Below are 22,380 nucleotides of genomic sequence, written 5' to 3'. Positions count from 1 at the left end.
GAGCGCGGGTGTGACGCACCGCACCCTCGCCCGCGTTCTCCGCCGGCACGTTACCGGCCTTTCCAGAGCGATTTTTCAGGTACGACGGGTTTCAACCTGCGCGGCGATGGCGCGCGCAACGCGCTCGATCCATGAGAAGTTCAAGATTTCTGCGCCGCATGTTTGTCAGCCAATAGCCATGCGGCCCACATCCCCAACAGAATGGGATGTGCCTGCCGTACAGGGAGGCATGCGTGGTTGCCGCAAGCAGCCGTTCCTGCAAAAGGAAAATCGTATGTTGATGCGTGAAGCAATCCCTACCGCCCTGACCCGAGGTTCCGCCCTTCTTTCCGAAGACCCGACGACGACGGCCTCGCTAAAGACCTTCCACCATACGTTCGATATTTACCTGAAGGACTCGAACGCGTTCATGAACACGTATTTCTCACGTTACTTCGAGTGGCAAGGTGTGTGCCGCGAGCGGTGGTTTCATGAGTGCATACACAACGACCTGCTGGGATCGGACGGCATGTTCGTGACCAAACGCGCACACCAGGAGTACGTCCACGAAACATTCCCGTTCCAGCACGTGGATTGCTATCTGAACACGGTGCAGGTCAAGCAGTGCTCGGCCTATCTGCTGTTCCGCTTCTGCGTGGATGGCCGTCAGGTTTCACAGGGTTACCAGCAGATCCTGTATGCCGGACGGGACCGGAAGATCAGGCGGTTCCCGGAAGGGATCGTCGAGCGGGTCAAGGAATATGAACTGCCGACAACGGCACTCGCCGCCTGAGCGCAGCGACTGACCTTCGCCGTTCAGCTTTTCCGCTGGGTTTTATTGCTGGGTTTTATTGCTGGGTTTTTGTCATTGAGATTCACCGCTAACCTCCAACCCTGACTTTCACTCCTGACGCCGGCGCATGGAACGCGCCGGCGCTTTGCTCTGCGCGCGGTCCGTCGGCGAACCCGGTACCGGCAAGCGCACGGTGAACGTGGTGTGCGCACCGCGCATCGAACTGCATTCGATACTGCCGCCCAGAAGCTCCGCAGCGCGGCGGCAGAATGCGAGCCCCATGCCGGCGCCGCTTCCGTGCCGCTTGGTTGAGAAGAAGGCGTCGAAGATATGCGGCAACACATCGGGCGAGATGCCCGGCCCCGTGTCGCGGAATCGCAATACACAGAAGCCCTGCTCCTGAACCGCACTGATGCCGATCTCGCCCTCGCCGCTCACGTGTATGGCGTGCAACGCGTTTTTCAGCAGATTGAACAGCACAAAAACCGCCAGCGTATCCGAGCCCGAAAAGCATAAGGCTGCGTCGATCGGCGCCACCGTCACGCATGCACGTTCGCCACCACGGAATGGATAGCGTTCCAGCGCCGACGTCACACATTGCTGCATGGAATGAGGACTAAAGCGTGTGCGGTCCAGACGATCCAGCGTGAACGAAGCGAGCGCCATCTCGACCATGGCGCTGGTGCCCGATACCTCCCGTCTGATCGCTGCGGCGAGCTGGCTGACACGTTCGGGCTGTCCGGAATGCACCTCCTGGTCGTCGTAAAGCCCATGTGTGACGGCCAGCCGGTAACCTTTGAACACGTGAGACCATACGCTGGCGATTTCGTCGGCATGCATGGCGATCGTTGCAAGCGGCGTGGCGATTTCGTGCGCGATGGTCGCCGCGAGCGCGTAGGGGTGGATCAGGTGATAACGGACAATCGTGATCGCGAGAAGCCCCAGGCTGAGGGCAATGAACAGCACGCCCGGGGGATAGAACGCGTAGCCGTAGTTGACCGCGTAGTCGACTGCTGCGAACGAGTACAGGCAAAGGCTCGCAAAGCAGAGATCGAGACGCCTGCGCGCTTCGCCACCGGCCTGCTTGCGGGCGGCGAGCAGAAGCTGCCCGCTGCGGCCGGCGAGCAGCACGGTCTGCACGACGTGCAAGGGATGCAACGGCCCGGCGCTCGGATAGTAGCCAAAGAAGTAATGCCGGTAGCCGGCGATAACTTCGTTGCCAGGCAGCAGCACGGCCAGGACAAGACACATACCGTAAGACGCGAGCAATACCGGCTGCTCACGACGCCTCGCCGCCACCTCCGTGACGAAGTGATAGAACGTGGTGGGCAGGAAGAGAATGAAGAGATAACCGACCCTGACCAGCACGCTCGCAATGTGGGGATTTTCCGTCTGGAATAGCAAGGTCCATGTGCCTTGCCAGGCAAACGTTGTCGCACACATTAAAAGAAATGGCGCGGACAGACGCGTCACCCCTTGCGTGATGAGTACGTAAAGGCCGAACACCACGAACAGCGCAGACACAAAGGCAGTCGGAATGGCGTACATGTGGCTCAATGTGTCTGGAAGCATTGGGCTATTCCGACGTTTTTATCGCAGAGTACGCGAAAGGACAGTCCCGTCATCCGTGGGCTTGCTGATTCCGGTCACTCCGCCATTGCGAAAACGTCAGTGTGCTCACACCCACGTCGGTCGAATCTATCCGGGTCCAGCAATAGAAAGCGTCGTCCCAGCCCGGGATGGTTTGCGGCGTGACCGTCTTGAAGTCCGTTCCGGGACGAAAGGCCAGATGCGGCCAGAAAACCGGCATCCACTCGCGCACCGCCATTTGCCTCAACAGATCGGCCGGCCCACTCTCGTCCGCCACGATCTCCGCCTGGGAGATCCAGTCGTTCTCGGCCCACGCCAGGAAAACACTCGGCGCGCCCGCACGGTCGAACATCAGGATGGCATTCTGCTCCGGACGCCAGTAGTACTCGACGATGCCTTCAGCGGCAACCACCGCGTCGATGACCTTTTTGGTTCTCGGATCGCAATAGGTCATACCGTTTTCGCCTAAGCCGAGCCACCCTGCCTCCGAACAATGCCTGTTTCTGGCATCTTTTAGAAAATGCACCAGCCGATTGGCAGAATCCGCATCAGTCTTTCTCAGATACAAATCGACGATGCCGGCATTAAAGGCCTTTACCGCGACAGTCTCATCCGCAACGCCAGTCAGGAGCACTTTCGCGCACCGCAAATTGGATATGGACGAAAGGAATTCGACGCCACTCAGTCCAGGCATGTCGTAATCGACGACCACCGCAGCCACCTCCGCGAACCGGGAATCCCGGGCCAGTATGTCTCGCTCCGCCGAGCTTTCGACATACCGCTCCAGGCCCGTCTCACTCAGACAGGCCGACGCAGGCGCAAACTCCAGCGAATTCTCGCGAGCATGCTTGCGAATGAAAGCGAGTGCGGTTTGAGGTCGCGTGAAAAACAGATTGGTGGAAATATCCGGAAAGAATCGGCGCAACGCATCAAGGTAGCTATCGCTGTCGTCCACGAAAACGACAGATGACGGATAGAAAACTGGGGGTCGAATAAAATTGTTCATGTTTTTTCGTGGAATATGCGGCGTGCCTCGCATCGGCTTACACGCCGGCTTCTCTCACGCTGGCTCCCGGGCCGATTCTCGCTGAACCATATAGTACCGGGGTCTTTGAATGAACAGTGCAATCTTGCGCGGCCTTTCCGTCATAGTATGCGGATGGAATAATTTAATTTAATCGGCTCGAGTCTACGGACGCCGGCCGACCCGTGTGGCATGAATCAGGACGGAGCAGGCGAATGCGTAACTTCGACGAAAACAACATCACCGCCGCGGTCATCGATCGACTTGCCGCATGCAAGTCGCCGCGCGCCCGGCAAATCAGTGAGTCGCTCGTCAGGCATTTGCATGATTTCGTGCGAGACGTGGAACCCACGCAGGACGAATGGGGCGACGCTATCGCATTCCTGACCGGCATCGGTAAGATGTGCTCCGACACGCGGCAGGAATTTATCCTCCTTTCCGACACCCTGGGCGTTTCGATGCTCGTGGATGCCATCAACCACCGGCTATCGAAGCACGCGACCGAAACAACGGTGCTCGGCCCGTTCTACGTTGAGAACCCGCCCGAATACAAACTCGGCGATGTCATCGACACGCGCCCCGGGCCCGCTCTGTTCTGCGAGGGAAAAGTGACGGATATCGACGGCAAACCGCTGGCTGGCGCGATCGTCGACACCTGGCATTCCGACGCGCAAGGGTTCTACGATGTTCAGGCCGAAGCCGGTCTGGAAGGTTTGACGGGACGGGCCCGCTTACGCACGGATGCGGAAGGCCGCTTCTGGTTCCGCTCGATCGTGCCCAGGTACTATCCGATTCCGCACGACGGCCCGGTTGGCAAGATGCTCGACGCGCAAGGCCGCCACCCCTATCGCCCCGCTCACGTGCACTTCGTGGTGAGCGCCCCCGGCTACGAAAAACTGGTCACGCATGTGTTCCTCGACGGCGACCCGTACCTCGATTCGGACGTGGTGTTCGGCGTCAAGGATTCGCTCATCAAGGCGCTCGTTCGGCAGCCACCTGGAACGACGCCCGCCGGCCATCCGGTCGATTCCGAGATCTCGCTGCTGCACTACGACTTTGCACTCGCCCGGGAGGCGAGCGCGTCGTGAAGAAGTCCTCATCAATGCACAAGCCTGCTAATTACACGTGGTGGTGACCCCTCTCATCGTCGTGCAATTGCGTATCTCCCAATGGCTTTCATCGGTGATTCCCGTGCTGCCCCCAATGCCGGTCGGACGATGTTGAGGCCGGAAATGGAGGTCGACTCGCGCAAAATTGTGATTGGCAGGTGCGGCAGGTAACGGCGAGGCAGCCGCTATCGCGCGCTGCACCGCGGCGTCCCACGACTGATTGCCGCTGGAGCGCAGCGGCGCGACCGAATGGACCGAACCGTCCGCGTTGAGCCGGATAGAAATAATCGCCTCCGGATTGTCGGCGACGGTGCGTAAATCGACGGACATATTGCTTGCCAGAGTACAACCCACATAGCGGCGCCATTGCACGCCGGATAGTTGATCGAACGTTGGCGGCGGCTCGCCAGTGCCCGCGACGCGTGCGAGACAGCGGCTAGTTACGTCGGCGGCCGACGGCAGCGCGGGACCGTTTTCACCTGGTGAGCCAGTCGTACATGCGGCCAGGAGACACAGCGCGAATGAAGCAAGGGCAAGCAGCCAGCGATTGTTGTTATTCATAGGCGGTTCCGCTTATCAGTCATTCGTCGGCGATTCTGGATGTCGGTTTGCGATTCCTGGCGGTCACTGCAGCCGTAGCCTAGCTGATTTCCTGCTCCTTGAGCCGCTTGCGGTGAGCGGCGACCTTCGCGCGGTTACCGCAGATCGCCATGCTGCACCACCGGCGAGCATGACCCCGCGTGTGATCCGCAAACATCAATGTGCACTTTGGACCTTCGCACGCTTTCACGTAGGTGAAGTCCTCGTCACACACCAGCCTCGCCAGCGCTTCGGCAATGGGCATCAGTAGCGACTCCGGCGACTGCCAGCGCCGATTCGCGCGAAGTTCGAAGCTCGTCACACCGCCCGACGCATTCGTAACGATTTCACCATGCTGCTGGTCCTGCTCGAGCAGTTGATTCAAGGGCTCCAGCTCACGCAAATCTTTGGCGGGCAGCGGCCGCCCCTTCCTCTTCCGGACAAAGCCCCTGAACCACTCGCGCAGTTGCCGCGCGCGCGCGGCAACTGCGTCGAGTTCGGCAGCCGTCGACCGGATCCGTATCGCTTCGAGAGCCGCGTGAGGCACGAACCCCGCCTGGTCCAACCAGGCGAGCAGGCCTTCTCCGTCGCTGATCCAGTCGACGGCTTCATCGACCGGCGTCGCGACCGAGTTCAGGAAATCGAGGCCTGGCGCATCGGCCACCCATATCGCGGGCATCTGACGGTAGTCCATTTCTCATGACAAATATGAAGTGACGATGATTGCATCGTAACCACTAAAAATGTACTTGACAAGTTACATCGATGATTTGTAACCTGTAAATACCAACTAATCAGGTTACTCTGTGTACGGCGCGACGCGGCGTGCGTGCCTCACAAACAGCATTCAATTCTTTCAAAGGAGCGAAAAATGTCTATTGGCAACGTGAGCGTGGTGCTGGTGCACGGGGCGTGGGCGGATGGCTCAAGCTGGAGCAAGGTCGTCGAACGCCTGGCGGCGCATGGCATCAAGTCGGTTGCGGCGCCATTGCCGCTCAGCTCTTTGCAGGACGACGTCGCCGCCCTTGATAGAACGCTGGAACGCATCGAAGGTCCGGTTGTACTTGTAGGGCATGCGTACGCCGGCGCCGTGATCGGATCGACACGCGCCGATAACGTGAGGGCGCTGGTCTACGTCGCCGCGCTCGCGCCTGCCGAAGGCGAAACGGTGGGCGATGTGTTCTACCGTGGCGAAGCGCACCCGCAGGCACCCAGGTTGTCGCCGGATCGGCATGGCCTGATCTGGCTGCCGGAGGAAGCGTTTGCGGCGGCATTCGCACAGCACGCGAGCGCGCAGGAGTTGGCGGTGCTCGCGGCGATTCAACGCCCCATTTCAGTTTCGTGCATTGGTGAGGCAGTTGGGCGTCCTCTGTGGCAGGACCGGCCGAGCTGGTATCTGACTGCCGAGGAGGACCGGATGATCAGCCCCGACACGCAACACTTCATGGCACAGCGCATGAACGCGCGCGTGCATTCACACGTAGTCGATCACACGCCGATGGTCACCGCCCCTGACGTGGTCAACAACGTGATCGTCGAAGCGATCCAGGCTGTCTCGGCTCGTTAGAGACACCTGAAACCTGTCATGCCGACACATGTTCGCTGCATGCCATTTCAAACACACTTACCCAACCGGGAGTCAACCCATGTCCGCCATTGCCTATCGTTACGCTGATGTAGACCACGTCAAGGTGTTCTATCGCGAAGCGGGTCGTCCGAGTGCGCCGAAGCTGTTACTGCTCCACGGTTTTCCGAGTTCGAGCCACATGTTTCGGGACCTGATCCCTCTGCTTGCCGAACACTTCCATATGGTCGCGCCCGATCTGCCTGGTTTTGGCCAGTCGGACATGCCGAACCGCGACGCTTTTGCGTACACGTTCGACAACATCGCCAACGTGATCGAACGCTTCACCGAGCAGATCGGTTTTGACCGCTTTGCCATGTACGTATTCGACTACGGCGCGCCGACCGGCTTTCGGCTTGCACTCAGTCACCCCGAGCGGATCGCCGCGATCATCTCGCAGAACGGTAACGCGTACGAAGAAGGCTTGAGCGAGGGTTGGAATCCAATCCGCGCTTACTGGCAGGATCCTTCTCATGCCAATCGCGAGGCACTTCGCGCAATGCTGACGCACGAAACGACCGTGTGGCAGTACACGCATGGTGTACAGGACCCCACTGCCGTGTCGCCAGACGGCTACTCACTCGACGACTTCTACCTGAGCCGGCCAGGTGTGGACGAGATTCAGCTCGATCTGTTCCGGGACTACCGGAACAACGTCGCGTTGTATCCGGCATTCCAGCAATATTTCCGCACCCACCAGCCCCCTCTTCTTGCCGTATGGGGGAAGAACGATCCGTTTTTTCTGCCGCCCGGTGCCGAAGCATTCAAGCGCGACATACCGAACGCTGAGGTGCGTTTTTTCGACACCGGCCACTTCGCGCTGGAAACGCATGCAGCAGAGATCGCCGCGGCTATTTCCGGGTTTCTTATTCGCTGACATGCGAACAGCGAGCGATGGTTGTCGCTTGAATCCCCATTCAGGCGGCTCATTCACGAGTGAAGGAGAAAGGAAATGTCCAAGAGGGTACCAATCGTTACAGGGGCGAGCCAGGGCATCGGCCGTTCCACCGCCATCACGTTGGCGCGAGACTTCGCGTCGGTCGTGCTGGTTGCGCGCAATCGCGAGAACCTCGCCCAGACCGCTGACGAGGTAAAGAAAGCCGGTGCCGAACCGGTTCCCATCGAATCTGAAGCAGACGATAAAGTCATCGACCTCAGCGTCTGCTGCCAGGTCAGAAATGGACGTGTTCAAGTATGCCTGGTGTGACTGTCTCTGGGCCGGTTCTTGCCGTTCGATCATCGCTAGAAATCGGCCTGACAGGCGATGCCAATGCATACATCGTCGGTCCACCACTCACACGCTCCGAGCGCCGGAATCGACAACGACGCCCTGAGCCGCCATCGCAAGCAACAAGCGTTCTGCACCGATGCCGAAACCCGCACCCTCCCGATAAGCGCCACCGCCGACGATCTGCTGTTGCGCCCCGAGTTCGCGACAGCGCATCTCGAAGCCCATGCCATTCAGGTAATAGCTCAGACCGCGCCGGGCCGTGCTGTCGACTTCGTAACGCAGTCCGAATGAATCCAGAAAACCCGTCACGACCTCCTGACTGCGTGCGTTAGCCCGCTGAGGATCCGCGCAAAGATATTCGAATCCGAGTTGCGAGAATTCGCGGTACCGCCCCGCCTGAGGCCGCTCGTAGCGATAGCACCGCGCCACATAAAACAACATGCGTTCAGTCTGCCGCCCCAGCAATTCCTTGCAGCGCTCCTGGAAAAGCGCCGTTGCTTCCGGGATCAGACAGCAGGGTCTGCCTTTCTTGTCCGGGAAGGCCCACATCTGTCCGATGACCTCGCTGCCGCCTGCTTTCTCGATGAAGGTGTCTTGTCCCCACAACGCAGGAACGATCGCCTCCTCTGCCCCGGCTTCAATGAAGATAGCTCCGGAAGCGGTTTTCGAGAGCACGAATCTGTGCGGCTTCGTTTCCGACGATAAAACGGGTTCCACGAATCATGGTCATGTCTGGTCCTTTGTGCGTAGAAATAAAAAAAGGCGCCATAGGCGCCTTGGTCGTTTATGCAGGAAACGGGATCGGTGAAGTTCCGTTTCCTTGCTATGGACGTAACGAACCACGGCACAACAGCATGCGGCCGTGATGGTGGTGAGCGTTGAGCAGGTCGTTACGGAGGTCCATGGCGTACATAGTCGCATATTGACTTGAATTTGGGAACACGTCGGTACAGCCCCTTTCCATAGCCGTCTCCGACGTGTCAGTTTCGTCGTCGCAAGCTTGCGGCGATTGCGCTCCCAGGCAATCGCCGCAACGCGCCGATCAATGCCGCCACGACCCATGCGGTAACTCGACGTCCCGCTTCGCCGCAGCCAATCCTTCAGCAATGCCCGCGCGATCCAGCGCGATACAGTAGACCGGTTTCGCACGCTCGAAGCGCCAACTGTCGGCGAGCACGCCGGCATCGACCGGATCGAAACCGAACTGATCGAGAAGTCCGCTCACCACGTGTTTAGCCTGCGTGTTATCGCTGGCAATCGGCAGTGCCCGGCGCTTCGGCGCACCGGCAGGCTTGCCGTCCGTTTCGAGGTCCCTCGCCAGAATCGCGTTGAACGCCTTCACCACCTTCGCGCCCGGCAACGCGGCCGCCAGCAACTGACTGGTGGTCGTCGACCGACTGTCGAGTGCTTCGATCTGGCCGTCACGATCGGGATAGTAGTTGCACGTGTCGATCACGATCTTGCCGTCGAGTGCCGCAACCGGCAGCGCATCAATGCTGCTGAACGGCACGGTCACCACGACCACGTCACCGAACTTCGCCGCCTCCTCAGCGGTACCGAGTGCACAGCCTAGTGCCGCGGCCGTGCTGATCAAGGTCCGCGGATTACGGGAATTGCTGATCATCACGTCGTGACCATGGTTCTTCGCGAGCGTCGCCATCGCGCGGCCGAGAAAACCGGCGCCGAGAATGCCTATCTTCATGTTTCACACTCCATGTCGTTCAGGGGATCGCTCGGTTGAGCGCACCCATCGGTGAGAAACACTATGATTCAAAACCTCAATCGGGTAAACAGGCATAATTTGACGACTGTCGAAACTACCAATAGGGAATAATGGATCGTTTGACCAGCATGGCCGTGTTCGTGAAAACAGCCGACAGCGGTTCGTTCGCCGCGGCCGCACTCGCCTTCGGCATCTCCTCGCAGATGGCCGGCAAGCATGTCAGCACGCTAGAGGAGCGCGTCGGCGCGCGTTTGCTCAACCGGACCACGCGCCGCCAGAGCCTCACGGAGATCGGCCAGATTTTTTACGAACGCTGCAAGGCGCTGCTGGCGGACGCCGAAGCGGCCGAATCGGTCGCGCAGGAGCTGTCGGCCTCGCCGCGCGGACGTTTGCGCATCACCGCGCCGGTTACCTTCGGCACCTGCTGTCTCGCGCCGATGATCACGCGCTACCTGAAGGCCCATCCCGAGGTTCGGGTCGAGTTGGCGCTGACCGATCGCTTCGTCGATCTGATCGACGAAGGGTATGAGGCCGCGATCCGTCTCGGCTCGCTGTCGGATTCGTCGTTGATCGCGCGGCCGTTAATGCCGTACCGGCTGATCGCCTGCGCGTCGCCCGGCTACCTGGCCGAGCGCGGCGAGCCGCAGACGCCGCAAGCGCTGGCAGAGCACGAGTGCCTGAGCTTCGTCTATACAAGCTTGCCGGTTGAGACTGAATGGCGTTTCGCTAACGCACAAGGCGAACACGTGGTGCCGATCTCGGGCCGCTTTCAGGCAAACGACGTGAAAGCGCTGCTGGCCGCCGCCCTCAATGGCGGGGGCGTGATCCTCGCGCCCGAAGTGGCGGTGAAAGACGAACTTGCGGCGGGCCGGCTGGTACGGCTGCTCAACGGCTATGAAGCGCCCGCGCGCCCGATGCATCTGGTGTTTCCGGCAAGCCGCGCCACCCCGAAATTGCGCGCATTTATCGACCAGGTGGTGGCCGAATTCGGGCCGCACGCCGCCTGAAATCAGCAGCCGGGCATCGCTCGCGGGCATCCTTCGTCATCCGCCAATCTCCACCCATTGACCGCTAGAATGGCCGGCTTTGCCCGCTTCGGGCGCGCGACAAGGCAAAATACGGGTTTGCGCGCGCAAAACGCGCCGCAAGACCGGATGAATCAGACCTCGGTGGCATGCTTGCCGCCGACCCTCGCAAAGACGCATGACGACAGCCCATCGCGCCAATCTGGCACGTCGGGCCGGTAGCGTGCGGCGCAGCCAGGACAGCTCGTCCTTTAACAGAGCCCCTCAGGAGCATTCATGACCGATTCGAACCCGTCTTTCCTCGGCAGGATTTCACTTGCCGTCAGTACGTTTTTTAGCATCCTCGGCGATGGTGAGTTCGCCGGCGGGGTGCTGCGCCTGCGTAAGGGCGGCGCCGCTGCCGCGAGCGCTGCACCTGCCGCTGCACCCACACCCGCGCCTGCCGCTGCGCCGGCGCCCGCCCCGCAACCGGTGCCCACGCTGAAGGAAGCGAGCCCGGACGCTGCGCTCCAGTTGCTCGGCCTGCTGCAACGCGACGCGCGCTTCATCGATTTCGTCGAAGAAGACATCAAGGGCTATAGCGACGCTGACATCGGCGCCGCGGCCCGCCTCGTGCACGACGGCTGCCGCGCGACGCTGCGCGAGCATTTCACGATCCGTCCGGTGCGCGACGAAGCCGAAGGCAGTCGCGTGACACTGGCCGAAGGCTTCGACGCGACCTCGATTCGCCTGACCGGCAACGTCGTCGGCAAGGCGCCGTTTAACGGCAGCATCAGCCACCGCGGCTGGTGCGTCGACGAAGTGCGTCTGCCGAAATTGACCGACAGCCATAACGCCAAGGTGATCGCGCCGGCCGAGGTGGAGCTATGAGCGACGCACGCTTCTCGATCGGTATCGACCTCGGCACCACGCACTGCGCGCTGTCCTACGTGGACACGACCGCCAGCGACGGCGAAAAGACCACTCAAGGCGTGCTCCCGGTCGCGCAACTCACGGGCCCCGGCGCGATCGACAACCTCGATCTGCTGCCCTCGTTCCTCTACCTGCCGCATCCGGACGAACTCGCCTCGGGCGACCTGTACCTGCCGTGGACCGGCCAGCGCGAATTCGCGGTCGGCGAATTTGCCCGCAGCCGCGGCGCGGCTACGCCGATCCGGCTTGTGTCGAGCGCCAAGAGCTGGCTGTGTCATCCGGGCGTCGACCGCCGCGCGGCGATTCTGCCGAACGATGCGCCGCCTGAAGTCGCGCGCGTCTCGCCGCTCGAAAGCTCGGTGCGCTATCTGACGCACCTGCGCGAAGCGTGGGATCACGCGCATCCGGACGCACCGTTCAGCCAGCAGGACATCACGGTAACGATCCCCGCATCGTTCGATCCAGCCGCGCGCGAATTGACCGCCGAAGCCGCGGAAGCTGCCGGCTACGGCCGCATGACGCTGCTCGAAGAACCGCAAGCCGCGCTGTATAGCTGGATTCAGAAGAGCGGCGGCCAGTGGCGCAAGCAGGTCAAGGTCGGCGACATCATTCTTGTGGTCGATGTGGGCGGCGGCACGACCGACCTCTCGCTGATCGCCGTGATCGAGCGCGAAGGCAACCTCGAACTGCATCGCGTCGCGGTCGGCGAACACATTCTGCTGGGCGGCGACAACATGGATCTTGCGCTGGCTCACGTGGTCGCGCGCAAGCTCGCGGCACTTGGTACCCAGGCCGACGCGTGGCAACTGCGCGCCCTCACCTACGCCTGCCGCTCGGCGAAGGAAGCGCTGCTTGGCGACCCGTCGACCGATACGGTGCCGCTCGTCGTGCCGAGCCGCGGTTCGAAGCTGATCGGCGGTTCGATCCGCACCGAGCTGACGCGTGCGGAGTTGACCCAGACGATTCTCGAAGGCTTCTTCCCGCAGGTGGAAAGCGCGGCGCGTCCGGTGAGCCGCGCGCGTGCCGGTCTGACGCAACTCGGTCTGCCATATGCACAGGATGCGGGCATCACGCGGCATCTGGCGGCCTTCCTTGGTCGGCAGGTTGGCGCCCTGGCCGAACTCGAAGGCTTGCGCGATATCGCCACGGCGGAAGGCGCGACCTTCCTCCACCCCACCGCCGTGCTCTTCAACGGCGGCGTGTTCAAGTCGCCGCTGCTGGTCGAACGGATCATGGGCACACTCAATGGCTGGCTCGGCGCCGAAGGTGCACCACCAGCACGCCTGCTCGAAGGCGCGGATCTCGATCTCGCCGTCGCGCGCGGCGCGGCTTATTACGGCTACGTGCGACGCGGTCAGGGCGTGCGCATTCGTGGCGGCACGGCGCGCGCGTACTACATCGCGATCGAATCGGCGATGCCCGCCGTCCCCGGTCTAGAGCCGCCGGTGCAGGCACTGTGCGTCGCACCGTTCGGCATGGAGGAAGGCACGGACGCCGAACTGCCGGCGCAGGAGTTCGGACTGGTCGTCGGCGAGCCGGTGCATTTCCGCTTCTTCGGATCGTCGGTGCGTCGTCAGGATCAGGTCGGCACGCTGCTCGACTTCTGGGGCCCCGAGGAACTGCAGGAGCTCGAAGAAATCCAGGCGACGCTGCCCGCCGCCGGCCGCACGGCCGGTGAGATCGTGCCGGTGAAACTGCATGCGCGCGTGACGGAAGCCGGCACGCTCGAACTCGAAGCCATGCCGCGCGGCACCGACGAACGCTGGAAGGTCGAGTTCGACGTGCGCGGCGGCGTCAATGCATGACTGAGTTGAAGCGCTACAGCGTCGGCATTGATCTCGGCACCAGCAACACGGTGCTGGCCTATGCTGCGGCGGGCGACCCCGCTGCGGGCTCGCAGCAGATCCGCGTCTTCGAGATCGATCAGTTGGTGAGTCTCGGTGAAGTCGCTGCGCGGCCGCTCCTGCCGTCGGTGCGGTATCACGCGGCGCCGGGCGAGCTGAGCGCGGGCGATTTGCACTTGCCCTGGCGTACGGCAAAGGGTTCGGTCGATGGCGCTGGCGGCGCTCAGGTGGATCAGCCGGTCGTGATCGGCAGGCTCGCGCGTGCGCTCGGCGGCCAGGTGCCTGGACGGCTGGTAGCGAGCGCGAAAAGCTGGCTGTCGCACGCATCAGTCGATCGCACCGCGCCGATCCTGCCATGGGGCGCCGCGGACGAGGTCCGCAAGGTCTCGCCGGTCGAGGCCAGCGCGAGCTATCTGGCGCACGTGCGGGCGTCCTGGAATCAGCGCTTTCCAGACGCGCCGCTCGAAGCGCAGGACGTCGTGCTAACGGTGCCCGCTTCCTTCGACGAAGGTGCGCGAGCGTTGACTGTAGAAGCGGCGCGGATGGCGGGCCTGCCCACGTTGAGGCTGCTGGAAGAACCGCAGGCGGCATTCTACGACTGGCTGTTTCATCATCGCGAAAGCCTTGCAACGGAACTGTCGGATACACGGCTCGTGCTGATCTGCGACGTGGGCGGCGGCACCACCGACCTCACGCTGATCGAAGTCAACATGCGCGACGGCGAGCCGCAGCTCACGCGCATCGGCGTGGGCAATCATCTGATGCTCGGCGGCGACAACATGGATCTCGCGCTCGCGCATCGGGTCGAGGCGCGGTTGCCTCAAGCAGGCAACGAGCGCGCGCGTTTGTCGGCGGCGAGTCTGTCGCAACTGGTCGAGCGTTGCCGCGGCGCGAAAGAGCAACTGCTCGGTCCGCAAGCGCCGGAGTCGGCTTCGATCACGCTGCTCGGCGCAGGTTCGAAGCTGATCGGCGGCGCGCGCACGGCGCAGATCACGCGCGAGGAAGTCGAGCAGATCATCGTCGACGGCTTCTTTCCGGCGGTGGCGTCGAACGAACGGCCCGGACGGCCGCGAGGCGCGATCGTCGAGTTCGGCTTGCCCTATGCCACCGATGCAGCGGTCACGCGTCATATCGCGGCGTTTCTGAGTCGCTTCGCAGCGCAGTCGCGCAAGGCACTGGGTTCCTCTCCCGCTTCCCCTCATGCGGGCGAAGCTCAGGACGAGCCTTTACCCGTGCCTGACACGCTACTGCTGAACGGCGGCGTGTTTCGCGCCGAGGCTTTGACGCAGCGTCTGTCCAGCACCTTGGGCACGTGGCGCGGCGAACCGCTCAATGTTCTGCACAACGACAATCCCGACGTCGCCGTGGCGCGCGGCGCGGTTGCTTACGCTCTCGCCCGCACGGGCCAGGCGCCGAAAATCGGCGGCGGCTCGGCACGCAGTTACTTTCTTGTGCTGGACGAAGCCGCTGATAGCGAACGCGATGCCGACCCGGCGCAACGCGGCATCTGCCTGCTGCCGCGCGGCACCGAAGAAGGCCACGAAATTCGTATCGAAGACCACACATTTGCACTGCGCCTCGGGCATCCGGTGCGCTTTCACCTCGCCTCTTCAAGCGCGGATACGGTCTACCAGCCAGGCGAGCTGGCCGATCTTACGCAAGGCGATTTCGTTCGGCTGCCACCGATCGCGACGATCGTGCAGCCGCGCGGCGCAAGCACGGCGCGCGGCGAAACCACGGTACACATCGCGACGTCCCTGACCGAAGTGGGCACGCTCGAAGTCCACTGTATCGAGCTCGACAATCCCGCACAGCGCTGGCTGCTTGAATTCCAGTTGCGTCGTGAAGATGCCCAGGTGAACTTGCAGGCGGATCCGGCACAAAGCCGGCACCCTGCGCTCGACGAAGCGATCGACCATATCGACCGATGCTTCGGCTCCCGTACGCAAAAAGTCGACCCGAAGGAAGTCAAACGCCTGCGCTCGCAACTCGAACAGCTGCTCGGGCCGCGCGAGAGTTGGAATAGCGCGCTACTGCGCGAACTGTTCGGTGCGCTGTGGGAACGCGCGCGCCGCCGGCGGCGCTCGGCGGACCACGAGCGCTTGTGGCTGAATCTCGCCGGTTATTGCGTACGGCCGGGCTTCGGCTATCCGCTCGACGAATGGCGCGTCGAGCAGCTCTGGTCGCTCTTCGACGACGGCATTCAATACGTCAACGAAAGCCAGGTCTGGTCCGAATGGTGGACGCTGTGGCGCCGCGCTGCGGGCGGCCTCGATGAAAGCGCGCAACTGCGCGTGCTCGACGCGATGGCCTATCTGCAAACGGCCGCGCAATCGCGCCACAAGCTGCCATTCGACGTGTCGAAAACCGGTTTCACCGACATGGTCCGGCTGAGCGCATCGCTCGAACGCATTCCGGTCGAACGCAAGATCGAGCTCGGCGAGTCGATACTCACGCGGCTCAGGAAGCCCACGGAAAACCATCAGAGCTGGTGGGCTGTCGGCCGCATCGGTGCGCGGCGGCCGTTCTATGGCAGCGCGCATAGCGTCGTGCCGCCGGACATCGCGGCACAATGGCTGAACGCGATCCTCGCGCTCGACTGGAAGAAGGTCGACCCTGCGGCATTCGCCGCGGTACAGATCGCCCGTATGACCGGCGACCGCTCGCGCGACCCGCCCGACGACTTGCGCCATACCGTGGTGCGCCGGCTCGAAGCAGCTAACGCGCCGCGCGCGTGGATCGCGATGGTCAGCGAGACCGTGGAGCTCGATAACGCCGACGAAGGCCGGGTGTTCGGCGAATCGCTGCCCGCAGGGCTGAAACTGATCACGGCAACGCAATGACGGATCGACGAACACGTATTTCGCACTAACATGATCAATCTTTTTCAGGCCATGCAGGCTTTCGTCAAGGTCGCCGACGCGGGCAGCTTCGCGCAAGCCGCCGAGCAACTCAATGTCTCGACCTCGGTCGTAACGCGCCATGTGTCGAGCCTCGAGAAGCACCTCGGCATCCGGCTGTTCCAGCGCACCACGCGCAAGGTCGTGCTGACCGAAGCCGGCGCGGATTATGCCGACGGCTGCCGCGTTCTGCTGGCGGAACTCGAAGAGGTCGAATCACGTGCGACCACCACCTCGAAGGAAGTCGCGGGGGATCTGCGAATCGTGGCATTGGGCAGTTTCTCGCTGTTCCGGCTCACACCACTTTTTGCGGAGTACCAGGCAAATTTTCCGCAGGTGAATCTGCGCGTCACACTCACCGAAAAACGTGTCGATCTGCTCGAAGGCGGCTTCGATGTGGGTATCGTGACCGAACATATGATCCGCTCGGAATCGCTGGTGGCACGCCGCCTCATCAACGCTCACGCGGTACCGGTGGCGTCCACCGCCTATCTGGCCAAGGCCGGCTATCCGGCAAGCCCGGCCGATCTCGCGCAACATCGGGTGATCGCCGCGCCGCTCGACACCAGTCCGCAAACCTGGGTGTTCAGTAACCGCAATGGCAGCGAAGAAAGCATCACGCTCGATCCGTCGTTCACAGTCAATAGCATGATCATGCAGAAGCAGGCGACACTCGGCGCAATGGGCATCGCGTTGCTGCCGCTTGAAATGGTCAGCGATGAATTGCGCGCCGGCTCATTGGTGCGGATCCTCAACGAATACACCATGCTCAATGGCGACGTCGCGGTCTCGCTCGTTTATCCAAGCCGAGAGTTCGTGCCGCGCAAGATCCGTGAATTCATCGATCTCGCTGTCGGCTACTTCAACTGACATTACAAAAATAAAAGTCAGACTGACTGAATTGAAAGCCCAGGCACGGCTTCGCGCCACGGCAAAATCTTCATAAGCCCATTGCACACCGTCATCAGTTTGACTACGATTGGTCGCGCGAACAAAACGCTCGCGGAAAGTGAAAGCCCCCTAGGCAAACGCCAATGGGACGTCTGGGAAACATGGAGGTAGTTCTATGTCCGACGAAAATAATCAGGCTTCCGCATCAAAACGTAGAGGTTTTCTAAAGGGTGTCGTTTCAGTCGGTATCGCCAGCGGCATCGGCACCGTCGCCGGAGAAGCACTGGCACAAACCGCAGCCGGTCCGGCGGCTACCGGCATTGGCTTCAAGCCACCCACCAAGGCCACCCGAGAGGCCAACGCGGTTTATGCAAATCAGCTAGCATTCAACGATACACAAGACTTTCAGGACGCCAGCCGCGGGCTGATCGCGACCTTGCCGGACGGCGTCATTCCAAGTTCAAAGGGTGGCGCAGCCTGGGATCTTAGCCAGTTTGCCTTTATTAAAGGCGGCCCGGAAAACAACGCTCCCGACTCGGTCAACCCCAGCTTATGGCGCAATGCCAAGCTGAATATGAATCACGGTCTGTTCGAGGTCGTCGACGGCGTCTGGCAGGTGCGAGGTTACGATATCTCGGTGATGAGCATCGTCCGCGGCGACACCGGCTGGATCGTGATCGATCCGCTGATGACAGCGGACGTATCGACCGTGGTGTGGAAGCAATTAGTCGTTCCGCATCTCGGCGACAAACCGATCACCCATGTGATCTACACGCATAGCCACGCAGACCACTACGGCGGCGTCCGCGGCATTGTCGACGAAGCCGATCTGAAGTCGGGCAAGGTCAAGATCTATGCACCGGCCGGCTTCACGGAAGCCGCGGTGGGTGAAAACGTGATCGCCGGCAATGCAATGAGCCGCCGCGCGGCCTACATGTACGGCAACCTGCTGCCGCGCGGACCGGCCGGCGTAGTGGATGGCGGCCTCGGCAAGACCACGTCGGTCGGCGCGATTACGCTGATCGTGCCGACCGACTTTGCGACCACAACCGGACAGAAGCTGGTGCTCGATGGCGTCGAGATGACGATCATCATGGCGCCGGAGTCCGAGGCGCCGTCGGAGTTCATGTTCTACATCCCGAAGTACAAGGCGTTCTGCGCAGCCGAAGACGCAACCCATACGCTGCACAATCTCTACACGCTGCGCGGCGCGAAAGTACGCGATGCACTGTTGTGGTCGAAGTATCTGCAAGCCGCGATCGACATGTTCGGCAGCGACATGCAGGTGCTGTTCGCGTCTCACTACTGGCCGACGTGGGGGAACGAACGCATCATCGCCTTCCTGAAAGCACAGCGCGACATGTACCGGTATCTGCACGATCAGACCATGCGCCTTGCGAACACCGGCTATACGCCGCTGGAAATCGCCGAGTCCGTGCGTCTGCCCGACTCGCTTGCCAGGCAATGGTATTGCCGCAGTTACTACGGCACGGTGTTCCATGATCTCGTCGCGCAATACAACTTGCGCCTCGGTTTCTTCGACGGCGTACCAGCGAATCTGCATCGCTTGCCGCCGGTCGAGAACGGCAAGCATTATGTCGAATTCATGGGTGGCGCCGCCGCGGTTCTGCACAAGGCGCAGCAGTCCTACGACAAGGGCGAATACCGCTGGGTCGCTGAAGTCGTGAACCACGTGGTATTCGCGGATCCGCAAAATGTAGCCGCGAGGCACATGCTGGCGGACGCCTATGAGCAAATGGGCTACCAGGCGGAATCGGCGAGCTGGCGCAACTTCTATCTGACCGGCGCGATGGAGTTGCGTAATGGCGTGCATAAAGTGCCGTTCGGCAGTTCGCAAAGCCCGGACACGATCAAGGCCATGCCGCTGGAGATGTTCCTGGATTATCAGGGCGTCCGTTTGAACGCGGAGCGCGCCGCCGGCAAGACCATTTCGTTCAACTTCGTGATGACCGATACGAACGAAAACTATGTAGTCGGTGTCGAAAATTCCGCGCTTCACTATTCGAAAGGCATGACGTCGAATACCGCGGACGCCACCGTCACGATGACACGCTCGGATCTGAACGACGTCATGATGGGCAACACGTCGATGGAAAAACTCGTGATGGGCGGCAAGGCAAAGCTCACCGGCGACACCAAAAAACTCGGAGAGTTTGTGTCGTGGCTCGACAACTTCGACTTCTGGTTCAACATCGTCACGCCCTGAACTTCACGCAACATCTGACCAAGGACGGAAAAGACGATGTGCGCTATCTGTGAGTTGAAGATCGAGTTCAACATCAGCCATCCACTGGCGCTCTCGGTGGCGGTTGCAACGCGAGAAGCGATCGACGCGGGGACGTTGCCCGAGAGCCTGATGGATGGTGCGTTGAGCAATGTGAAGATGCGTATGGCGGCGATCGATGCATTGAAGGGCTTGACGGCCCGGCTCGAAGCATCGAAGTCCGCCAGCGAGTTGCAGGCGCTGCCGGACTTTTATGTGCTGCTGATCGAAATCGGTACATGGGGATTTTTTCAGGCTACCGAAACCGGCTTCGATCCGGACGTGACGCCGGAACCGCCTAACGTCACGTCGGACGATCAGGCAGAGCGGGACGTGGTGTTCGTGACGTCGGAAACGGCGTTGCGCGCCGTGCTCGATGGCCGGATGACGATCGATGCCGCATTTGCCAGCGACCTGGTGATGCTGGACGCGAATGCGGACCACACGGCGCAGCTTCGCGCCGTGTTGAACGATGCGCTTCTGGCAAACGGTTCAGCGGTCTCCGTTTGGGACGATGCGCCGGTGCCCAAAATCGCGTAAGGCGGTTGTTTCTCTGTTGGTGTGACGTAGGGCTGCATGTGTGAGTTTTTAAGCAGCCCTACTCCACCCGTTCCCATTTTTTCTCTGACAGCGCAGACCGCGGTGTTTGCGGTGGAATTGACGAACGCCGTTGCCGTGACGGCTCAGTAGAACAGAACGCCACCGGGCAAGTGTTGCCCGGTGGCGTTTTCATGCTGTCCTGAAGCGGTGAGCGTGGTTCGGGATGGTGCGTCGCCTCACGACGCAAGAATATGCGAACACACGCTGCGCATCAGCCTGTTACCGTGAACCGCCACTGGCGATCAGGCTTTCACCGGTCATCCAACGCGAATCGTCGGAGGCAAGGAACACGGCAACGTCGGCGATATCGTCAGGCTGACCGATGCGGCCAAGCGGTGTCGTGCTGATCGCCCATGTTTCGAAGTCCGAGCCGACAAAGCCGGCACTATGCGTACCTTCCGTTTCCACCATGCCGGGATTCACGGAGTTGACGCGAATCTTGCGTGGGCCGAGTTCACGTGCAAGCACGCCGGTAATGGCGTCCACCGCGCCCTTGGTGGCGGTATAGACCGCGCTGCCCGGGGGCGTGATGCGGCTGACGACCGAACTGACGTTCACCACGCTGCCGCCTTCGCCCAGATGCTTCACCGCCGCCTGCGTGACCAATAGCAGACCCAGCACGTTCACATTAAAGTGCTTATGGAAATGCGCTTCGGTGATCTCTTCGATCGGCGCCATCTCATACACGCCTGAATTGTTGACAAGAATGTCGAGGCGGCCATACGTTTCGACCGCCGTATCGACGATGCCTTTCGCGTCGGCTGCCTTGGACACATCGCCTGCAACGGCCACTGCCTTGCCGCCCGCCGCGGTGATCGAGGCGACGACGTCGTCCGCGCCTGCCTTGCTGGACGCATAGTTCACCACTACCGAGGCGCCCTGCGCGGCCAGTGCCTTCGCAATCGCGGCACCAATGCCTTTCGATGCGCCCGTTACAACCGCAACCTTACCTGTGAGCTTGCTCATGATCGTGTCCTTTGGATGGAGTTCGCGCCGACGTCGCCATGGCGAAGATTCGCGGGGCTGACGTGGATGAAGCCGGAAAATGCAATGGCGCTGTCACAGGACACAATGTAGGCACACAAGCCGCATGGATAAAGCGGCTCAAAACGAATAGATACGTCGGATGAGCCGAACAATCGGTACGTGGCGCCCAGGAAACGCGTGCAGTGGGCCACGGTGGCTCACTACGCGCCGCGCAGCGAGTCAATGTCGCGATGAGCGAGTCACTATAATAGCCACCGGCAACGCCCTCGCTTGTCATCTTCAACCTGTTCGCTCCGTATCTGGCGCGCCCTTTTTCACCTTGAATCGTGCATGGAAAACGACAATAAATATTCTGTTCCCGGACTCGAGCGCGGCCTGCGAATCCTGCGCTGCTTCTCCGCGAAAGAACCCGTGCAGAACGGCGCCGATCTATCGCGACGCCTCGGTATTCCGCGCTCCACTGTATTTCGCCTGCTGCAAACGCTTGAAGCCGAGGGCTTCATCGAACGTGCCGGCGACGACAGCAACTATCGGCTCGGCATTGCCGTGCTGCAAATCGGTTTTGAGTATCTGAGCTCGCTTGAAGTGACCGATCTCGGCGCGTCGGTGATCGAGCGGCTGTGCCAGGAGACGGGTTTTTCCAGCCATATCGTCGCGTTGGACGGCCGCGAGGCCGTGTTCGTCGCGAAGGCTGCAAGCCCGGAGCGCGTCTTCGGCACGGTCAAGATCGGCACGCGCCTGCCCGCGCATGCGACCGGTGTAGGCCAGGTGCTGCTTGGCGACTACAACAAGGACGCGCTGCGCAAGCTGTTTCCCGAGCGCAAGCTCGAAGAGTTCACGCCGCATACGCCGGCCACCGTCGCGGCGCTCTACGACGCGGTGCAGGAAAGCACGCAGCGCGGCTACGGCGTCAGCGAGTCGTTCTTCGAGCAGGGCATTTCGACCATTGCGGCGCCTGTGCGCGACCATCAGGGCAAGATCGTCGCGGCGATCAGCATCACCGTGCCGCAACAGCGGCTCGACGCGGAATTGCTCGCGGACGGCCTGATCGACAAAGTCCGGGCTGCCGCCGCGGAACTGTCGCAACGGCTGAACTACCGGCCGGCCGCGCTCGTCGCCCGCTGACGCGGCACCCGCGGGCGAGCCGTCCGGCTCGTCCGCCAAAAACCTCCCTCTCGTCTTTACTGTCCACGCCTCGCAGGCCTCGCACGCTGGGCTGCACACGTCCACGGCACCCCCTCGCGCAACACATGTAGCGCTTCCGACAATTTATTTTCCACTTTGC

Annotated in this window: 20 protein-coding genes; 13 read left to right on the top strand and 7 right to left on the bottom strand. The window is 61.5% G+C overall.

Annotated elements, in window-relative coordinates; all coding sequences use genetic code 11:
* Positions 1-274: 274 nt before the first annotated feature.
* Complete coding sequence (locus tag PQQ52_RS26105; RefSeq protein ID WP_325043564.1) at positions 275-772, top strand: acyl-CoA thioesterase; 498 nt, start codon at positions 275-277, stop codon at positions 770-772.
* 108 nt (positions 773-880) lie between these two features.
* Here PQQ52_RS26105 and PQQ52_RS26100 read toward each other — a convergent pair whose 3' ends face one another.
* Together PQQ52_RS26100 and PQQ52_RS26095 are read right to left on the bottom strand one after the other, a co-directional pair.
* The gene (locus tag PQQ52_RS26100) at positions 881-2,320 is read right to left on the bottom strand and encodes a sensor histidine kinase (protein ID WP_408217859.1); all 1,440 of its coding nucleotides are present in this window, start codon (positions 2,318-2,320) and stop codon (positions 881-883) included.
* 73 nt (positions 2,321-2,393) lie between these two features.
* Positions 2,394-3,368, bottom strand: coding sequence for a response regulator (locus PQQ52_RS26095; protein WP_408217713.1), 975 nt, complete (start codon positions 3,366-3,368; stop codon positions 2,394-2,396).
* A gap of 233 nt (positions 3,369-3,601) precedes the next feature.
* Here PQQ52_RS26095 and PQQ52_RS26090 point away from each other — a divergent pair, with 233 nt between their 5' ends.
* Positions 3,602-4,474 carry an intradiol ring-cleavage dioxygenase gene (locus tag PQQ52_RS26090; protein ID WP_408217711.1) on the top strand — a complete coding sequence of 291 codons (873 nt, stop codon included), beginning with the start codon at positions 3,602-3,604 and terminating at the stop codon, positions 4,472-4,474.
* Positions 4,475-4,501: 27 nt separating this feature from the next.
* Here PQQ52_RS26090 and PQQ52_RS26085 read toward each other — a convergent pair whose 3' ends face one another.
* A complete protein-coding gene (locus tag PQQ52_RS26085; RefSeq protein ID WP_408217708.1) occupies positions 4,502-5,056 on the bottom strand; it encodes a TonB family protein in 555 nt (184 codons plus the stop codon).
* Positions 5,057-5,135: 79 nt separating this feature from the next.
* Positions 5,136-5,768 carry a CGNR zinc finger domain-containing protein gene (locus PQQ52_RS26080; RefSeq protein WP_408217705.1) on the bottom strand — a complete coding sequence of 211 codons (633 nt, stop codon included), beginning with the start codon at positions 5,766-5,768 and terminating at the stop codon, positions 5,136-5,138.
* Positions 5,769-5,945: 177 nt separating this feature from the next.
* Between PQQ52_RS26080 and PQQ52_RS26075 the strand changes: the two genes are divergently transcribed.
* From PQQ52_RS26075 to PQQ52_RS26065, 3 genes are all read left to right on the top strand, one after another.
* The gene (locus tag PQQ52_RS26075; protein ID WP_408217702.1) at positions 5,946-6,641 is read left to right on the top strand and encodes an alpha/beta fold hydrolase; all 696 of its coding nucleotides are present in this window, start codon (positions 5,946-5,948) and stop codon (positions 6,639-6,641) included.
* A 79-nt stretch (positions 6,642-6,720) separates the two neighbouring features.
* Positions 6,721-7,575: an alpha/beta fold hydrolase gene (locus PQQ52_RS26070; protein WP_408217699.1), complete on the top strand. Its 855-nt coding sequence runs from the start codon at positions 6,721-6,723 to the stop codon at positions 7,573-7,575.
* Between the two features lie 75 nt (positions 7,576-7,650).
* On the top strand, positions 7,651-7,905 hold the full coding sequence (locus tag PQQ52_RS26065) for an SDR family NAD(P)-dependent oxidoreductase (RefSeq protein ID WP_408217697.1): 255 nt from the start codon (positions 7,651-7,653) through the stop codon (positions 7,903-7,905).
* Positions 7,906-7,992: 87 nt separating this feature from the next.
* Here the strand turns inward: PQQ52_RS26065 and PQQ52_RS26060 are convergent, their stop codons facing one another.
* Both PQQ52_RS26060 and PQQ52_RS26055 read right to left on the bottom strand, forming a co-directional pair.
* A complete protein-coding gene (locus tag PQQ52_RS26060) occupies positions 7,993-8,604 on the bottom strand; it encodes an ATP phosphoribosyltransferase regulatory subunit (protein WP_408217694.1) in 612 nt (203 codons plus the stop codon).
* A 367-nt stretch (positions 8,605-8,971) separates the two neighbouring features.
* Positions 8,972-9,631 (bottom strand): NADPH-dependent F420 reductase, encoded by a 660-nt coding sequence (locus PQQ52_RS26055; RefSeq protein ID WP_408217692.1) that lies wholly within the window; start codon positions 9,629-9,631, stop codon positions 8,972-8,974.
* Between the two features lie 131 nt (positions 9,632-9,762).
* Here PQQ52_RS26055 and PQQ52_RS26050 point away from each other — a divergent pair, with 131 nt between their 5' ends.
* The 7 genes from PQQ52_RS26050 (at position 9,763) to PQQ52_RS26020 (ending at position 20,048) form a co-directional block, all read left to right on the top strand.
* Positions 9,763-10,659: a LysR family transcriptional regulator gene (locus PQQ52_RS26050; protein WP_408217689.1), complete on the top strand. Its 897-nt coding sequence runs from the start codon at positions 9,763-9,765 to the stop codon at positions 10,657-10,659.
* A 294-nt stretch (positions 10,660-10,953) separates the two neighbouring features.
* Entirely contained in the window at positions 10,954-11,547 is a 594-nt protein-coding gene (locus PQQ52_RS26045) for a DUF2760 domain-containing protein (protein WP_408217686.1), read from the top strand.
* The gene (locus tag PQQ52_RS26040) at positions 11,544-13,394 is read left to right on the top strand and encodes an Hsp70 family protein (RefSeq protein ID WP_408217683.1); all 1,851 of its coding nucleotides are present in this window, start codon (positions 11,544-11,546) and stop codon (positions 13,392-13,394) included. Before PQQ52_RS26045 ends, PQQ52_RS26040 begins: the two co-directional genes overlap by 4 nt.
* The gene (locus PQQ52_RS26035; protein ID WP_408217680.1) at positions 13,391-16,276 is read left to right on the top strand and encodes an Hsp70 family protein; all 2,886 of its coding nucleotides are present in this window, start codon (positions 13,391-13,393) and stop codon (positions 16,274-16,276) included. Before PQQ52_RS26040 ends, PQQ52_RS26035 begins: the two co-directional genes overlap by 4 nt.
* 30 nt (positions 16,277-16,306) lie before the next feature.
* The gene (locus PQQ52_RS26030) at positions 16,307-17,203 is read left to right on the top strand and encodes a LysR family transcriptional regulator (protein WP_408217677.1); all 897 of its coding nucleotides are present in this window, start codon (positions 16,307-16,309) and stop codon (positions 17,201-17,203) included.
* 196 nt (positions 17,204-17,399) lie between these two features.
* On the top strand, positions 17,400-19,451 hold the full coding sequence (locus PQQ52_RS26025; RefSeq protein ID WP_408217675.1) for an alkyl/aryl-sulfatase: 2,052 nt from the start codon (positions 17,400-17,402) through the stop codon (positions 19,449-19,451).
* A 36-nt stretch (positions 19,452-19,487) separates the two neighbouring features.
* Positions 19,488-20,048, top strand: a complete 561-nt coding sequence (locus PQQ52_RS26020; RefSeq protein WP_408217672.1) for a hypothetical protein — start codon at positions 19,488-19,490, stop codon at positions 20,046-20,048.
* 279 nt (positions 20,049-20,327) lie between these two features.
* On the opposite strand, the gene PQQ52_RS26015 is transcribed toward PQQ52_RS26020, so the two are convergent.
* A complete protein-coding gene (locus tag PQQ52_RS26015) occupies positions 20,328-21,074 on the bottom strand; it encodes a glucose 1-dehydrogenase (RefSeq protein ID WP_408217669.1) in 747 nt (248 codons plus the stop codon).
* 351 nt (positions 21,075-21,425) lie between these two features.
* Between PQQ52_RS26015 and PQQ52_RS26010 the strand changes: the two genes are divergently transcribed.
* Positions 21,426-22,220: an IclR family transcriptional regulator gene (locus tag PQQ52_RS26010; RefSeq protein WP_408217667.1), complete on the top strand. Its 795-nt coding sequence runs from the start codon at positions 21,426-21,428 to the stop codon at positions 22,218-22,220.
* The last annotated feature ends 160 nt before the right edge of the window (positions 22,221-22,380 follow it).

Origin of the sequence: Paraburkholderia sediminicola (assembly GCF_046030555.1) — a bacterium.
GTDB classification, from domain to species: domain Bacteria; phylum Pseudomonadota; class Gammaproteobacteria; order Burkholderiales; family Burkholderiaceae; genus Paraburkholderia; species Paraburkholderia sediminicola_E.
Note: the sequence above shows the minus strand (reverse complement) of the source record. Positions and strands in the feature narration are given on the sequence as shown.

What these genes read in the sequence shown, in the direction of transcription:
- PQQ52_RS26105 (WP_325043564.1), top strand. Translation starts at nt 275, where the DNA reads ATGTTGATGCGTGAAGCAATCCCTACCGCCCTGACCCGAGGTTCCGCC.
- PQQ52_RS26100 (WP_408217859.1), bottom strand. Translation starts at nt 2,320, where the DNA reads ATGTACGCCATTCCGACTGCCTTTGTGTCTGCGCTGTTCGTGGTGTTC.
- PQQ52_RS26095 (WP_408217713.1), bottom strand. Translation starts at nt 3,368, where the DNA reads ATGAACAATTTTATTCGACCCCCAGTTTTCTATCCGTCATCTGTCGTT.
- PQQ52_RS26090 (WP_408217711.1), top strand. Translation starts at nt 3,602, where the DNA reads ATGCGTAACTTCGACGAAAACAACATCACCGCCGCGGTCATCGATCGA.
- PQQ52_RS26085 (WP_408217708.1), bottom strand. Translation starts at nt 5,056, where the DNA reads ATGAATAACAACAATCGCTGGCTGCTTGCCCTTGCTTCATTCGCGCTG.
- PQQ52_RS26080 (WP_408217705.1), bottom strand. Translation starts at nt 5,768, where the DNA reads ATGGACTACCGTCAGATGCCCGCGATATGGGTGGCCGATGCGCCAGGC.
- PQQ52_RS26075 (WP_408217702.1), top strand. Translation starts at nt 5,946, where the DNA reads ATGTCTATTGGCAACGTGAGCGTGGTGCTGGTGCACGGGGCGTGGGCG.
- PQQ52_RS26070 (WP_408217699.1), top strand. Translation starts at nt 6,721, where the DNA reads ATGTCCGCCATTGCCTATCGTTACGCTGATGTAGACCACGTCAAGGTG.
- PQQ52_RS26065 (WP_408217697.1), top strand. Translation starts at nt 7,651, where the DNA reads ATGTCCAAGAGGGTACCAATCGTTACAGGGGCGAGCCAGGGCATCGGC.
- PQQ52_RS26055 (WP_408217692.1), bottom strand. Translation starts at nt 9,631, where the DNA reads ATGAAGATAGGCATTCTCGGCGCCGGTTTTCTCGGCCGCGCGATGGCG.
- PQQ52_RS26050 (WP_408217689.1), top strand. Translation starts at nt 9,763, where the DNA reads ATGGATCGTTTGACCAGCATGGCCGTGTTCGTGAAAACAGCCGACAGC.
- PQQ52_RS26045 (WP_408217686.1), top strand. Translation starts at nt 10,954, where the DNA reads ATGACCGATTCGAACCCGTCTTTCCTCGGCAGGATTTCACTTGCCGTC.
- PQQ52_RS26040 (WP_408217683.1), top strand. Translation starts at nt 11,544, where the DNA reads ATGAGCGACGCACGCTTCTCGATCGGTATCGACCTCGGCACCACGCAC.
- PQQ52_RS26035 (WP_408217680.1), top strand. Translation starts at nt 13,391, where the DNA reads ATGACTGAGTTGAAGCGCTACAGCGTCGGCATTGATCTCGGCACCAGC.
- PQQ52_RS26030 (WP_408217677.1), top strand. Translation starts at nt 16,307, where the DNA reads ATGATCAATCTTTTTCAGGCCATGCAGGCTTTCGTCAAGGTCGCCGAC.
- PQQ52_RS26025 (WP_408217675.1), top strand. Translation starts at nt 17,400, where the DNA reads ATGTCCGACGAAAATAATCAGGCTTCCGCATCAAAACGTAGAGGTTTT.
- PQQ52_RS26020 (WP_408217672.1), top strand. Translation starts at nt 19,488, where the DNA reads ATGTGCGCTATCTGTGAGTTGAAGATCGAGTTCAACATCAGCCATCCA.
- PQQ52_RS26015 (WP_408217669.1), bottom strand. Translation starts at nt 21,074, where the DNA reads ATGAGCAAGCTCACAGGTAAGGTTGCGGTTGTAACGGGCGCATCGAAA.
- PQQ52_RS26010 (WP_408217667.1), top strand. Translation starts at nt 21,426, where the DNA reads ATGGAAAACGACAATAAATATTCTGTTCCCGGACTCGAGCGCGGCCTG.